Source organism: Cupriavidus sp. WS, from assembly GCF_000395345.1.
Lineage (GTDB): Bacteria > Pseudomonadota > Gammaproteobacteria > Burkholderiales > Burkholderiaceae > Cupriavidus > Cupriavidus basilensis_B.
Genome location: NZ_AQPL01000161.1, coordinates 1 through 14,523, shown reverse-complemented (window position 1 = coordinate 14,523; position 14,523 = coordinate 1). Strand labels below are relative to the sequence as shown.

The following is a 14,523-nucleotide window of genomic DNA, read 5'->3' as shown; positions in this document are numbered from 1 at the left end:
ACCGATGGCAAATCCGTGCCGTCCGCGCACAATGGAGCCTCAGACGGCCACAGGAAACGCCATGCCAGCGCAATATCTTCACGTCAGGCCCTACGGCGACGGATGGGATGTGATCCAGGACGGTGCCCGCTACGCCAACTCGCACCATGCCACGCAGGCAGCCGCCATCCGCGCCGGCACGCGCGACGCGCGCCGCGACGGGGTGGCGCTGCTGATCCACGAGGCCGACGGCCGGATCTGCAACCAGTGCGCGTTCGAGCAGGACACCTTCGCGCTGGCCTGAATCCGCCTTCCGCCTCGGCTTCGGGCGCCCATCCTGCGCCGATCTCGCGTCTATCCCGCGTCTATCCCGCACTTACTTCGCGCTTACCTCGCGCTGGCCGCGCCCGGCCACAGCCGCACGGCCAGCGCCGCGCCCGCGGTGGCGGTGGACAGCGCCGTGACCGCCACCCAGCCCCAGTGCGCCAGCAGCACGCTGCCCAGCGCGGCGCCGGTGGCCATGCCGATGAACATGCCGCCGAACAGCACCGCGTTGAGGCGGCTGCGCGCGCCCGGCTCGATGCCGTAGACGATGGTCTGGTGCGCCACCAGCGTCACCTGCACGCCCAGGTCGAAGCCCAGCGCGCTGGCGGCGATCAGCCACAGGCGCGCATGCGGCGCCAGCAGCGGCGCGAGCAGCATGCCCGCGAACGACAGCGCCGTCAGCGCGGTGCCCAGCCGCGTGACCAGTTCCGGCCCGCGGCGGTCGGCCAGGCGCCCGGCCAGCGGCGCGGCCAGTGCCCCGGCCGCGCCGGCCAGGCCGAACGCGCCGGCGGCGGCGCTGCCCAGATGGAACGGCGCGCCGTGCAGCATGACCGCCAGCGTCGACCAGAACGCGCTGAAGCCCACCGACAGCAGCCCCTGCGCCAGCGCCGCGCGGCGCAGCGCGCCGTGCTTCACCCACAGCTTGCCGAGCGAGCCCAGCAGCGCGCGGTACGGCAGGTGCGTGGTGGGCCGGAAGCGCGGCAGCCCGCGCCAGGCCGCCGCGCCGATCAGCGCGATGCTGGCCGCCGCGATCACGTACATGGCGCGCCAGCCGAAGTGCTCCGCCACGAAGCCGCTGGCCACGCGCGACAGCAGGATGCCCAGCAGCAGCCCGGTCATCACGGTGCCGACCACCTTGCCGCGGTGCGCCTCGGGCGCCAGCGTGGCGGCGGCCGGCACGATGTCCTGCGCCATCGTCGCGGCCAGGCCCGTGGCCAGGCTGGCGGCCAGCAGCAGGCCGATGCCCGAGGCCGAGCCGCCCACCAGCAGCGCGACGCTCAGCGCCGCGGCCTTGACCAGGATGATGCGGCGGCGGTCGTAGCGGTCGCCCAGCGGCGCCAGCAGCAGGATGCCCAGCGCGTAGCCCAGCTGCGTGAAGGTCGGCACCAGCCCGACGGTGGCGTCGGAAGCGCCGATGTCGGCGCCCAGCACGCCCAGCATCGGCTGGCTGTAATAAAGCGCCGCCACCGACAGGCCGGCGCCCGCGGCCAGCAGCAGGATCAGGCTCGCCGGCAGGCGCGGCGCCTCGCTTTCATGGTGCCGGGCGGCCGGATGCGGATCGGTGCCGGCTGGCACGGCTTGGACGGATGTCATGGTGTCTACCCTTGGCTTTTGACAGAGCCCCGAGTGTGGGTGCACGCCGGCGCGCGCGGTAGTACCGCGCTTCGCACAACTGATATACGCTTCGCGTATGAAAGCGCCCCGCTCCCCCGCCCAGCCTGCCTCCGCGTCCACCGACCGCGTCGAGCTGATGCAGACCTTCGTGCGCATCGTCGAGGCCGGCAGCCTGTCCGCCGCCGCCGCGCAGATGGGCACCACCCAGCCCACCGTGAGCCGCCGCCTGCAGATGCTGGAGCGCTCGCTGGGCCTGCGCCTGCTGCAGCGCTCCACGCACGCGATGAAGCTGACCGAGGACGGCGAGCGCTGCTACGGCCGCGCCAAGGAGCTGGTCGGCAGCTGGTCGGCGTTCGAGGCCGACCTGCGCGGCGCCCGCGACGAGCCCGAAGGCACGCTGCGCGTGGTGGTGCCGCACGCGTTCGGCCAGCAGCGGCTGGTGGGCCCGCTGGCGGCGTACCTGGGGCGCCACCCGCGCGTGAACGTGGAATGGCTGCTGCACGACCGCACCCCCGATTTCATCGCCGACGGCATCGACTGCGCCATCCACGTGGGCGAGATCAGCGACCCGGCCGTGGTGGCGATCCGCCTGGCGCAGGTGCCGCGCATCGTGGTGGCGGCGCCGTCGCTGCTGGCGCAGCCCGATATGCAGCCCGACATGCAACCCGATGCGCTGGCCGCGCTGCCCTGGCTGTCGATCCGCACCTTCTACCGCACCGAGGTCACGCTCACGCACGCGGCCAGCGGCGAGACCCGGCAACTGGCGTTCCGCCCGCGCGTGAGCACCGACAGCCTCTACGCGCTGCGCAGCGCGGCCATCCTGGGGCTCGGCGTGGCCGTGGCCTCGGCGTGGATGGTGGCCGACGACATCGCGCTGGGCCGCCTGGTGCACCTGGTGCCGCAATGGCAGGCGTCGCCGCTGCCGCTGCAACTGATCTATCCGTATGCGCGCTTCTATCCGGCCAAGCTGCGGCGCTTCGTGGAAACCATGCGCGAAGCGGTGCCGCGCGCGATGGCGGCCACCGGCGGAGCCGCCGCAGGGCCGGAAGAATAGGAAGTCATGCTGTCCGCGAATCGCTTACCCGGACAGCGGCCGGCGGCGCCACGAGCAGGCCATGCCGGACAACCGGTTCGGCACCCGCATCGCCCGGCGGCCGGCCACGCGGGCCACGCAGGCCACGCGGGGATAGCGCCGGCCACCGGCAAATCCGCCGCCGGCCTCAGAGCGAATCCGGCACCTTCTCCAGGTCCGCCAGCCACACCACCGATTCCGAATCGCTCGGCGCGCGCCAGTCGCCGCGCGGCGACAGCGAGCCGCCCGAGCCCACCTTGGGCCCGTTCGGCACGCACGAGCGCTTGAACTGGCTGGTGCGGAAGAAGCGGTCGAGGAAGATGCGCAGGTTGCGCTTGATGTCGGCCACCTCGTACTGGTTGCGCGCCACGTGCTGGCCCTCCGGCCAGTTGCCCTGCTCGCGGTCGCCCCACGCGCTCAGCGCCAGGAAGGCGATCTTGCTCGGCGTGAAGCCGAAGCGCAGCGTGTAGTACAGGTTGAAATCCTGCAGCTCGTAGGGCCCGATGAAATGCTCGGTCTTCTGCTGCGGCGCGCTGGCCGAGTCGCCCGGCACCAGCTCCGGGCTGATCTCGGTCTCGAGCACGTCGATCAGCACGTCGGAGCCGGCCGCGCCGATCTGGCCGGTCTCGGCCACCCAGCGCACCAGGTGCGAGATCAGCGTCTTGGGCACGCTGGCGTTGACGTTGTAGTGCGACATGTGGTCGCCCACGCCGTAGGTGCACCAGCCCAGCGCGAGTTCGCTCAGGTCGCCGGTGCCGATCACGATGGCCTGGTTGTGGTTGGCGAAGCGGAACAGGTGGTTGGTGCGCTCGCCGGCCTGCACGTTCTCGAAGGTCACGTCGTAGACCGGCTCGCCCGCCGCGTACGGATGGCCCAGGTCCTTGAGCATCTCGAGGCAGCTCGGGCGGATGTCGATCTCCCTCGCCGCGCAGCCCACCACGTCCATCAGCTTCCTGGCCTGCACCAGCGTGCGGTCGCTGGTGGCGAAGCCCGGCATGGTGATGCCGATGATGTTGGTGCGCGGCAGGCCGAGCCGGTCCATCGCCTTGGCGCACACCAGCAGCGCGTGCGTGGAGTCCAGCCCGCCGGACACGCCGATCACCACCTTGCGGATGCCGCTGGCCGACAGGCGCTGCGCCAGCGCCTGCACCTGGATGTTGTAGACCTCGTGGCAGCGCTCGTCGCGGCGGCGCGCGTCGGACGGCACGTAGGGAAAGCGCTCGAGCTTGCGCCGCAGCGGCAGCGCGTCCCGCATGCCCACGCCGGCTTCATAGCCGATCACGCGGAACTTCGCCACCTCGGCGGCATGGCGCCGCACCGAGTGGCCGAACGTGGTCTGGTGCATGCGCTCGCGCGACAGGCGCTCCAGGTCGACGTCGGCGAAGGTCAGGTGCGCGTCGTCGGCGAAGCGCTCGGACTCGGCCAGCAGCTCGCCGTTCTCGTAGATCAGCGCCTGCCCGTCCCAGGCCAGGTCGGTGGACGACTCGCCCTTGCCGGCCGAGCTGTACACATAGGCCGCCAGGCAGCGCGCCGACTGCTGGCCGACCAGCTGGTGGCGGTAGCCGGCCTTGCCCACCACGATGTTGGACGCCGACAGGTTCACCAGCACGGTGGCGCCGGCCAGCGCCGCGAACGACGACGGCGGCACCGGCACCCACAGGTCCTCGCAGATCTCCACGTGGAAGCGGAACGTGGCGATGTCGCCGGCCTCGAACAGCAGGCCCGCGCCGAACGGCACCTTCTGGCCCAGCAGCCGGATCTCGTCGACCGAGGCGTTGTCGGCCGAACTGAATTGCCGCGCCTCGTAGAACTCCCAGTAGTTCGGCAGGTAGGTCTTGGGCACCACGCCCAGGATGCGCCCGCCGGCCACCACCGCCGCGCAGTTGAACAGCAGGTGCTCCACCCGCAGCGGCAGCCCGATCACCAGCGTGGTGGCGAGCGTGCGCGACGCCTCGACGATCTCGCCCAGCGCCGCCTCGCAGGCATCGAGCAGCGCGCGCTGGTGGAACAGGTCGTCGCAGGTGTAGGCGGACAGCCCCAGCTCCGGGAACGCCACCAGCGCCGCGCCCTGGCTGGCCGCCTGGCGCGCCAGCGCGATCGTGCCGGCCGCGTTGAAGGCCGGGTCGGCGACGCGGCAGACGGGCACGCCCACCGCCACGCGGGCGAAGCCGTGGGAATAGATATTGAGGAATTTGTCGGTCATCTCGTTCGTCCTTGCGCCGGCCGCGGCGGGCGGCCCGGCGCCGGCAAAGGCGCGGCGGCGCGGACGCGCCGCCAGCGTGGCAATGATGCAATTCTACGATGCGCGCCGGATGCGCGCCGCGCGGGGCCGCGCCGCGGGCGGATGCTATCCGCCGCGCGCGGCCTGCCGCCCGACGCCGGCCAGCAGCGTCTCCAGCTGCGCCAGCTCCAGCGGCTTGACCATGTGCGCGTGGAAACCCGCGCCATGCGTGCCCGCCTGGTCGGCCGGCTGCCCGAAGCCGGTCATCGCCACGAACGTGGTGCCGGACAAGCCCGCTTGCGCGCGCAGCAGCTTGAGCAGCTCGTACCCGTCCATCACCGGCATGGCGATGTCGATCAGGGCCAGATGCGGCAGGAAGCGCGCCGCCAGCGCCTGCGCGGTCTCGCCCTCGTAGGCCACCCACACCTCGTGCCCCAGCATCTCCAGCAGCATGCCGAGGCTGTCGGCGGAATCGCGGTTGTCGTCCACCACCAGCACGCGCAGCGGGCGCGGACGCGCCGCCGCCCCGGGCTGCGCCGGCGGCGCTTGCGGCGGCGTGCAGGGCAGCCGCACGGTGAAGGTGCTGCCGCGGCCCTCGCCCGCGCTGGCCGCGCCAATGGTGCCGCCGTGCAGCTCCACCAGCGAGCGGCACAGCGACAGGCCGATGCCGAGCCCGCCGTTGCGCGTCTGCCCGGCGGGCATGCGCTGCACGAACAGGCGGAAGATGTCGTCCAGCGCGGCGGCCGGGATGCCGCAGCCGGGGTCCGACACGCGCAGCTCCAGCAGCCGGCCGCTGACCGCGGCGCCGAGCGCGATCCGGCTGCCGGCCGGAGAGAACTTGGAAGCGTTGTGCAGCAGGTTCTGCAGCACCTGGACCAGGCGCGTGAGGTCGCCGCGGAACACCACCGGCTGCGCCGGCAGGCTCACGTCGACCTGCTGGCCGCGCAGGTCCAGCGCCGGCCGCGCGGACTCGATGGCGCGCGCCACCAGGTCGCCCAGCTCCACGTTGCGCATGCGCAGCCCGACCTTGCCCGAGGTGATGCGCCCCACGTCGAGCAGGTCGTCCACCAGCCGCGTGAGGTGGCTGATCTGGCGGTCGATCATGTCGCGGCAGCGCGCCGCGCCGGGGCCCAGGCTGGTGTCCAGCCGCAGCAGGTTGACGGCGTTGCGCACCGGCGCCAGCGGGTTGCGCAGCTCGTGCGACAGCGTGGCCAGGAACTCGTTCATGCGGCGGCTCGAGGCCTCGATCTCCTCCAGCCGCTTGCGCTCGCTCATGTCGCGCACGACCTTGGCGAAGCCGCGCACCGAGCGGTCTTCGCCATAGATGGGCGTGATGGTCACGTTGGCCCAGAACTGCGAGCCGTCCTTGCGCACGCGCCAGCCTTCGTCCTCGAAACGGCCTTCGCTGACCGCGCGCCGCAGCTCGTGTTCGGGCCAGCCCCGGGCGATGGCCTCCGGCGTGTAGAACGACGAGAAATGCCGGCCGATGACTTCCGCCGCCGCATACCCCTTCATGCGCTGCGCGCCGGGGCTCCAGCTCGAGACATGGCCGCCGCGGTCGAGCGTGTAGATGGCGTAGTCCTGGATGGCGTCGACCAGCGCGCGGTAGTCGGTCTCTCCGGGCTGGTCGGGCTGGTCGGGCAGGTCGGGCTGGCCATGCTGGGCGGCGGGCGACGGCGCGGACGCCTCGCCGGCGGGCGGCGGCGCTGCGGAGTCGGGCGGGCGGCGAGGCGCTTTCATGGCGGCGGCATGGGCTCGGGCGGCATGAGCTCGGGGGAACATGGACTCGGGAAAGCGGCGGCCCGAAGCGGCGGCCCGCCGTGATACGCAGCATACGCAAAAAAATCGCGGCACGGTCTGCCCGCGCCGGCGCCGCCATCGCGCGGCGGCGCGGATACTGTATATTCATACAGTCCAGATCCGCCCTTCCCCGCCAGCCGTGTTCCCCGCCGACCAGTGCGCGCCGCAGCGCACGCCGCCCCGATGACCTGCACCGTCGCCGTGCGCGCGCTGTGCGAGTTCACCGCCAAGCAGGGCGACCTCGACATCCGCTTCACGCCCTCGCCGAGCGCCGCCGAGGGGCAGGCCGCGCACGCGCTGGTGCAGGGCCGCCGCGGCGCCGGCTACCAGGCCGAGATCGCGCTGCAGGGCGAATACCGGCACCTGCTGGTGCGCGGCCGCGCCGACGGCTACGACGCCGGCGCCAACCTGCTCGAGGAAATCAAGACCGTGCGCGGCGACTGGGCCGCGCTGCCGGAAAACCACCGGCAGCTGCACCTGGCCCAGGCCAGGATCTATGCGTGGCTGATGTGCCGCAAGCTCGGCCTGCCCGCCATGCGCATCGCGGTGGTGTACTTCGACATGGCGAGCCAGCGCGAGTCGGCCTGCACCGAGGCGCGCGACGCCGGCTGGCTGCGGGCGTTCTTCGAGGACAAGTGCGCGCGCTTCGTCGCGTGGGCCGAGCAGGAGACCGCCCACCGCGCCGCGCGCGACGCCGCGCTGGCGGCGATGGTCTTTCCGCACGCGGCGTTCCGGCGCGGCCAGCGCGAACTGGCCGAGGCGGCCTACCGCGCCGCGCGCGGCGGGCGCTGCCTGCTGGCGCAGGCGCCCACCGGCATCGGCAAGACCGGCGCCGCGCTGTTCTCCACGCTCAAGGCCGCGCCGGCGGGCGGGCTCGACAAGGTGTTCTACCTGACCGCCAAGACCACCGGCCGCCAGATGGCGCTCGATGCCGCGCGGGGCCTGCGCGCGGCCAACCCCGGCCTGCCGCTGCGCGTGCTGGAGCTGGCCGCGCGCGAGAAGTCCTGCGAGCATCCCGGCCAGGCCTGCCACGGCGAAGCCTGCCCGCTCGCGCGCGGCTTCTACGACCGCCTGCCCGCCGCGCGCCTGGAAGCCGCCGCGCAGCCCGTGCTCGACCGCGCCGCGCTGCGGCAGGCAGCGCTGGCCCACGGCGTGTGCCCCTACTACCTCGGCCAGGAAATGGCGCGCTGGGCCGACCTCGTGGTGGGCGACTACAACTACTACTTCGACCGCGGCGCCATGCTGCACGGCATGGCCGCCGCCGGCGACTGGCGCGTGGCGGTGCTGGTGGACGAAGCCCACAACCTGCTCGAGCGCGCGCGCAAGATGTACTCGGCGGAGCTGGACCCGGCCGTGCTGCCCGAGCTGCGCCGCGCCGCGCCGAAACCGCTGGCCGGCGCGCTGCGCCGCCTCGGCACGCAATGGGGCGCGCTGTCCCGCCCACGGGAAACCGCCGGCGCGGCCCATGCGCCCCACGCGGCCCACGCGGCCCATGCGGACATCCCGCCCGCGTTCCTCGCCGCGCTCGAGCGCGCCGCCGCCGCCATCCTCGACCAGCTCGCCGAGGCGCCCGCCAGCGTGAGCCCCGCGCTGCAGCGCTTCTACTTCGACGCGCTGCACTTCTGCCGCCTGGCCGAATCGTTCGGTCCGCATTCGATGTTCGACATCCGCCGCGCCGGCGCGGCCGCGACGGCGCGCCCCGGCAAGGGCCGCCTCGCCGTGCGCAACCTGATTCCGGCGCCGTTCCTCGCGCCGCGCTTCGGCGCGGCGCGCAGCGCCATCCTGTTCTCGGCCACGCTCCATCCCGCGCGCTTCGTGCGCGACACGCTCGGCCTGCCGCCGGACGCCGCCTGGCTCGACGTGCCGTCGCCGTTCCACGCCGGCCAGCTCGCCGTGCGCATCGCCGGCGGCATCTCCACGCGCTACCGCGACCGCGCGCGCTCGGTGCGCCCGATCGCCGAGCTGCTGGCCGCGCAGTACCGCGAGCGCCCGGGCAACTACCTGGCGTTCTTCAGCAGCCACGACTACCTGCGCCAGGTGGCGGACGCGTTCGAGCTCGGCTGGCCCGACATTCCGGTGCGACGGCAGGCGCGCGCCATGCGCGAGGCCGAGCAGGCCGGCTTCCTCGCCGCGTTCGAGCCGGGCGGCCGCGCCATCGGCTTCGCCGTGCTCGGCGGCGCCTTCGCCGAGGGCGTCGACCTGCCCGGCGACCGCCTGGTCGGCGCCTTCATCGCCACGCTCGGCCTGCCGCAGTTCAACGAGGTCAACGAACTCACGCGGCAGCGCATGGAAGCCGAGTTCGGCAGCGGCTACGAGTACGGCTACCTCTACCCCGGCCTGCAGAAGGTGGTGCAGGCCGCCGGCCGCGTGATCCGCACCGAGGCCGACCGCGGCGTGGTCCACCTGATCGACGACCGCTTCGCGCGCCCCGAGGTGCGGGCGCTGCTGCCAGCCTGGTGGGACGTGCGCGGCGCCGGCATCGAGGCCGCGGACCCGGCCGGGCGCTGACGCCGCCTGCCGCCGCCGGCTCGCTGCACTATCATGTCGGTCATCCGAAGACCGCATCACATGAGATTCCTATCCGTGGTACCCCGCCTGGCGGCCATCTCGCTGCTGGGCGCAACGCTGGCGGCGGCGCCCGCGCGCGCCGGCGCCAGCCCGCCCGCCGCCCGCGCCGGCGCCTTCCCGCAGCGGCCGATCCGGCTGGTGGTGACGTTCCCGCCGGGCGGCGGCACCGACACGCTGGCGCGCATCGTCGGCACCGAGCTCAGCCGCAGCCTGGGCCAGGCCGTGGTGGTGGACAACCGGCCCGGCGCCAGCGGCAACATCGGCGCCGAACTGGTAGCGCACAGCCGGGCGGACGGCTATACGCTGCTGATGGTCAACAGCAGCTTCGCCATCAACCCGGCCGTGTTCGGCAAGCTGCCGTTCTCGCCGCGCAAGGACTTCGGCGCGGTCGTCGCCTTTGCCTCGGTGCCGTCGGTGATCGCGGTGCCGGCGCATTCGCCCATCCACGGCTTCGCCGACCTGCTGGCCGCGGGCCGCGCGCCGCGTCCGCCCAGCTATGCCTCGTGCGGCAACGGCACGCCGCAGCACCTGGCCGGCGAGCTGCTCAAGATCTCGGCGCGCATCGACCTGCTGCACATTCCCTACAAGGGCTGCGCGCCCGCGCTCACCGACGTGCTGGGCGGCCAGGCCGACGTCAGCATCAACACGCTCACCAACACCCTGCCCTACCTCAAGAGCGGCAGGCTGCGCGCGCTGGCCGTGACCTCGCGCCAGCGCTCGCCCTTCCTGCCGGACGTGCCGACCGTGGCCGAGCTGGGCCTGCCCGGCTACGACGTCGACCAGTGGTTCGGCATCCTGGCGCCGGCGCGCACGCCGCCCGAGGTGGTACGCAAGCTCAACGTGGAGATCGCGCGCGCGGTCGCCCGGCCGGAGATCCGCGCCAACCTCGCGCAACTGGGCTTTGCCGCCACCTACAGCACGCCGGCCGAGTTCCAGGGCGTGGTCGACGCGGACATGGCGCGCTGGCAGAAGCTGGCCGCGCGCATCGGCCTGCGGGCGGACTAGCCGCGCGCGGAATTCGGCCGAATTCGGCGGCAAGATGCGGAGTGACGCGCCGCCGCCGCCGGCGTAGCCTTGCCCATCATCGTTCACCGCCGGGAGTCCATCGTGACAGTCATGCAGGCAGGCGCGGCGGCGGTCGACAGGCTGCCCTGGGAGGCCATCGGGCAGGAACTCGACCAGCACGGCTGCGCCGTCATCGCGGGCCTGCTCGCGCCGCCGGCCTGCGACGCGCTGGCCGCGCTCTATCCGCGCGACGACCTCTTCCGCTCGCGCGTGGTCATGAGCCGCCACGGCTTCGGCCGCGGCGAGTACAAGTACTTCGGCTACCCGCTGCCCGGCCCGGTCCGGGACCTGCGCGATGCGCTCTATCCGCACCTCGCGCCGGTGGCCAACCGCTGGCATGCCGCGATGGGCATCGACGCGCGCTACCCCGCGCGGCACGCGGACTTCCTGCGCCGCTGCCACGACGCCGGCCAGGCGCGCCCGACCCCGCTGCTGCTGCAATACGGCCCCGGCGACTACAATTGCCTGCACCAGGACCTGTACGGCGAGCACGTGTTCCCGCTCCAGGTGGCGGTCCTGCTGTCCGAGCCGGGCGAGGATTTCACCGGCGGCGAGTTCGTGCTGACCGAGCAGCGCCCGCGCATGCAGTCGCGCGCCGAGGTGGTGCCGCTGCGCAAGGGCGACGCGGTGGTGTTCGCGGTGAACCAGCGTCCGGTGCAGGGCACGCGCGGCAGCTACCGCGTCAAGCTGCGCCACGGCGTGAGCCGGCTGCGCACGGGCCGGCGGCACGTGCTGGGCATCATCTTCCACGACGCCGCCTGACGGCCTCCGGGAATTCGACCGCAAGCGCCGGAGTGCGCGGCGCGCGGCGGCGGCATACAGTGAGCACATGACCAAACCGACCCACGCCCCGGCCCGTACTGCGGCCAATACGCCGGCCACCTCCCCGACCGAACACGACCCCCGCTGGGCCCGCGTGCTGGCGCGCGACCCGGCGGCCGACGGCGATTTTGTCTATGCCGTCAAGACCACCGGCGTCTACTGCCGCCCGAGCAGCCCCTCGCGCCTGCCGCGCCCGGAGAACGTGGAGTTCTTCGACACGCCGCAGGCCGCCGAGGCCGCCGGCTACCGCCCCAGCAAACGCGCCGCCGCCGACCAGTCCGCCACCGCGGCGCAGCACGCCGCGCTGGTCGCCGAAGCCTGCCGCCGCATCGAGCACGCCGCCGAGCCGCCCGCGCTCGACACGCTCGCGCGCGAGGCCGGCCTGAGCCCCTTCCATTTCCACCGCGTGTTCAAGGCCGTCACCGGCCTCACGCCCAGGGCCTACGCCGGCGCGCACCGCGCGCGCCGCCTGCGCGACGGCCTGGGCCGCGCCGGCTCCGTCACCGAAGCCATCTACGAAGCCGGCTTCAACTCCAACAGCCGCTTCTACGAAGCCGCCGGCCAGATGCTCGGCATGACCGCCAGCCGCTACCGCGCCGGCGGCGCCGACACCGACATCCGCTTCGCCGTGGGCGAATGCTCGCTCGGCGCCATCCTGGTCGCGCAGAGCGAGCGCGGCGTCTGCGCGATCCTGCTCGGCGACGACCCCGACGCGCTCGCGCGCGAGCTGCAGGACCAGTTCCCGCGCGCCAACCTGATCGGCGGCGACGCCGGCTTCGAGCAGCTGGTCGCGCGCGTGGTCGGCCTGATCGAAGCGCCGTCGCTGGGCCTGGATCTGCCGCTCGACGTGCGCGGCACCGCATTCCAGGAGCGCGTGTGGCAGGCGCTGCGCGAGATCCCGCCCGGCACCACCGCCAGCTACGCCGAGATCGCCGCGCGCATCGGCGCGCCGAAGGCGGTGCGCGCGGTGGCGCAGGCCTGCGGCGCCAACCACATCGCCGTGGCCATTCCCTGCCATCGCGTGGTGCGCAGCGACGGCCAGCTCTCGGGCTACCGCTGGGGCGTGGAGCGCAAGCGGGAACTGCTCGGGCGCGAGGGGCAGGCGTGACGGGCCGCCGCGCTCTCGCTCACTCGCCGGTGAAGCGCGCCGGGCGGCGCTCGATGAAGTGCGCCACGCCTTCCTTGAAGTCGGCGCTCTGGATGCTCGCGAACATCGCCTCGTTGGCGTCGCGCGTGGCTTCGGCCAGGCTTTGGAACGGCACCTCGCCCAGTTGCCGCTTCATCACGCCGAGCGAGCGCGGCGAGACGTTCTGCGCGAGATCCTCGGCGTAGCGCAGCGTCTCGGGCAGCAGGCTGTCGGCCTCGTAGAGCCGGTTCACCAGCCCCATCCGCAGCGCTTCCTGGGCCGAGACCTTGCGCGCCGAATAGAGCAGGTCGGCCGCGTGGCCGGGTCCGACCACGCGCGGCAGCATCCAGGCGATGCCGTGCTCGGCGATCAGGCCACGCTTGGCGAACGCGGTGCTGAAGGCGGCCTTGTCGCTGGCGAAGCGGATGTCGCTGTACAGCGCGAACACCAGCCCGAGCCCGGCCGCCGCGCCGTTGACGGCGGCGATGACGGGCTTGCGCATGGCGGGGAAGTAGCCGTAGCGGGTCTGGTAGTCGGGGCGCCGGTTCATGTCGAACGGGCGCATCCACTGCGCGGCGCGGATGTCGCCCGGCGGCAGGATCTCGAGCTCGTCGATGTCCATGCCGGCGCAGAAGCCGCGGCCGGCGCCGGTGAGCACCACCACGCGCACGGCGGCGTCGCAGTCGGCTTGCTCCATGACCTCGCGCAGCTCGGCTTCCATGACCCTGGTCAGCGCGTTGAGTTTGTCGGGCCGGTTGAGGGTGACGACGGCGATGCGGCCGTCGGTGCCGGCGCGGGAAAGCTGGATTTCGTTGTACATGGGTCGGTCCCGGTTCAAGTGGGTAGCTGGATGGATCTGGGCTCGAGAAATTCCTCCAGCCCGAAGGCGCCGCCTTCGCGGCCGACGCCCGACATGCCGAAGCCGCCGAACGGCGCCAGCGCGTTGAAGCGGCCACCGTTGACGTCGACCTGCCCGGCGCGCAGCTCGCGCGCGACCGCCTCGCCCTGCTCCGGCGTGGCGGCCCACACCGTGGCGGCGAGGCCGTAGGGCGTGGCGTTGGCCAGCGCGATGGCGTCGTCCTGCGAGTCGTGGCAGAGCACCGCCAGCACCGGCCCGAACACTTCCTCGTTGGCCAGGCGGCTGTCGGGCGGCACCTCGCCGAACACCGTGGGCGCGACGAAATGCCCGCTGCCCGGCACCGCGGCCGCGCTGCCGCCGGCCACCAGGTCGCAGCCGGCCTGCTCGGCCTCGCGGATGAAGTCCAGCACGCGCGCCTTCTGCGCTGCCGAGAGCAGCGGCCCCACGCGCGTGGCGGGGTCGGCGGGATCGCCCAGCGTCAGCGCCGCCGCGCCCTCGCGCAGCAGCGCGCGGCATTGGGCGTAGTCGGCGCGCGGCACCAGCAGGCGCGTGGTGGCGCTGCAGGTCTGGCCGCTGTTGAGCATGCACGAGGCCAGCGTGGCCTTGACCGCGCGCGCGAGGTCCGCGCCGGGCAGCACCACGGCGGCCGACTTGCCGCCGAGCTCCATCGACAGCCGCTTCATGTCGCCGGCGGCGATGGCGGCGATCCGGCGGCCGACCGCGGTGGAGCCGGTAAAGGACAGCATGGCGACGCCGGCATGCGCCACCAGCGCCTCGCCCACGGCGGCGCCGCCGAGCACCACGTTGAGCACGCCGTCCGGCAGGCCCGCGCGCTCGGCGGCCGCGATCAGGCGCGCGGTGGTGGCCGGGGCCAGCTCCGAAGGCTTGAGCACCACCGTGCAGCCGGCCAGCAGGGCCGGCGCGAGCTTGGCCGTGATCTGGTGCAGCGGATAGTTCCACGGCGTGATGGCCGCCACCACGCCGGCCGGCTCGAGCACGATGCGCGAATTGCCGACGGTGCGCTCGAAGCCGAAGCTGTCCGCCAGCGCCGCGGTGGCGCGCCACGCGGCCACCGGCGCATCGACCTGGATGCGCCGGGCCAGCTTGAGCGGCATGCCGACTTCGCGCGAGATCTCGCGCGCCAGTTCGCCGGACACGGCCTCCAGCGCATCGGCGATGGCCAGCAGGAACGGCGCCCGGCCGCGCGCACCGAGCGCGCGCCACGCCGGCAGCGCCAGCCGCGCGGCGCGCACGGCGGCGTCCGCGTCGGCCGCGCCGCCGAGCGTCACGGTGGCCAGCGGCGCGCCGGTGGCGGCGTCGCCGACATGGACCTCGCCGGCCGGCGTGGCGGG

At 73.5% G+C, this 14,523-nt stretch carries 11 protein-coding genes; 6 read left to right on the top strand and 5 right to left on the bottom strand.

What is annotated here, in order from left to right:
- Positions 1–61: 61 nt before the first annotated feature.
- Positions 62–283, top strand: coding sequence for a DUF2188 domain-containing protein (locus K206_RS0114130; protein WP_020423779.1), 222 nt, complete (start codon positions 62–64; stop codon positions 281–283).
- A gap of 83 nt (positions 284–366) precedes the next feature.
- On the opposite strand, the gene K206_RS0114125 is transcribed toward K206_RS0114130, so the two are convergent.
- Positions 367–1,617, bottom strand: a complete 1,251-nt coding sequence (locus K206_RS0114125; protein ID WP_020203055.1) for an MFS transporter — start codon at positions 1,615–1,617, stop codon at positions 367–369.
- Positions 1,618–1,714: 97 nt separating this feature from the next.
- Between K206_RS0114125 and K206_RS0114120 the strand changes: the two genes are divergently transcribed.
- The gene (locus K206_RS0114120) at positions 1,715–2,692 is read left to right on the top strand and encodes a LysR family transcriptional regulator (RefSeq protein ID WP_020203054.1); all 978 of its coding nucleotides are present in this window, start codon (positions 1,715–1,717) and stop codon (positions 2,690–2,692) included.
- 166 nt (positions 2,693–2,858) lie between these two features.
- Here K206_RS0114120 and K206_RS0114115 read toward each other — a convergent pair whose 3' ends face one another.
- Positions 2,859–4,913 (bottom strand): NAD(+) synthase, encoded by a 2,055-nt coding sequence (locus tag K206_RS0114115; RefSeq protein ID WP_020203053.1) that lies wholly within the window; start codon positions 4,911–4,913, stop codon positions 2,859–2,861.
- Between the two features lie 144 nt (positions 4,914–5,057).
- Positions 5,058–6,671 (bottom strand): ATP-binding protein, encoded by a 1,614-nt coding sequence (locus K206_RS0114110; RefSeq protein ID WP_020203052.1) that lies wholly within the window; start codon positions 6,669–6,671, stop codon positions 5,058–5,060.
- A 243-nt stretch (positions 6,672–6,914) separates the two neighbouring features.
- On the opposite strand from K206_RS0114110, the gene K206_RS0114105 reads away from it, so the two are divergent.
- The 4 genes from K206_RS0114105 (at position 6,915) to ada (ending at position 12,294) form a co-directional block, all read left to right on the top strand.
- A complete protein-coding gene (locus tag K206_RS0114105; protein ID WP_020203051.1) occupies positions 6,915–9,239 on the top strand; it encodes an ATP-dependent DNA helicase in 2,325 nt (774 codons plus the stop codon).
- 60 nt (positions 9,240–9,299) lie between these two features.
- On the top strand, positions 9,300–10,304 hold the full coding sequence (locus tag K206_RS0114100) for a tripartite tricarboxylate transporter substrate binding protein (protein ID WP_029043619.1): 1,005 nt from the start codon (positions 9,300–9,302) through the stop codon (positions 10,302–10,304).
- 111 nt (positions 10,305–10,415) lie between these two features.
- The gene (locus K206_RS0114095) at positions 10,416–11,126 is read left to right on the top strand and encodes a 2OG-Fe(II) oxygenase (protein ID WP_020203049.1); all 711 of its coding nucleotides are present in this window, start codon (positions 10,416–10,418) and stop codon (positions 11,124–11,126) included.
- A gap of 67 nt (positions 11,127–11,193) precedes the next feature.
- Positions 11,194–12,294: a bifunctional DNA-binding transcriptional regulator/O6-methylguanine-DNA methyltransferase Ada gene (ada, locus tag K206_RS0114090; protein WP_029043618.1), complete on the top strand. Its 1,101-nt coding sequence runs from the start codon at positions 11,194–11,196 to the stop codon at positions 12,292–12,294.
- A 19-nt stretch (positions 12,295–12,313) separates the two neighbouring features.
- Here the strand turns inward: ada and K206_RS0114085 are convergent, their stop codons facing one another.
- Entirely contained in the window at positions 12,314–13,132 is an 819-nt protein-coding gene (locus K206_RS0114085) for an enoyl-CoA hydratase (protein WP_020203047.1), read from the bottom strand.
- Positions 13,133–13,146: 14 nt separating this feature from the next.
- Positions 13,147–14,523: aldehyde dehydrogenase family protein (locus tag K206_RS0114080; RefSeq protein WP_020203046.1), on the bottom strand; the 1,377-nt coding region annotated here is incomplete at its 5' end.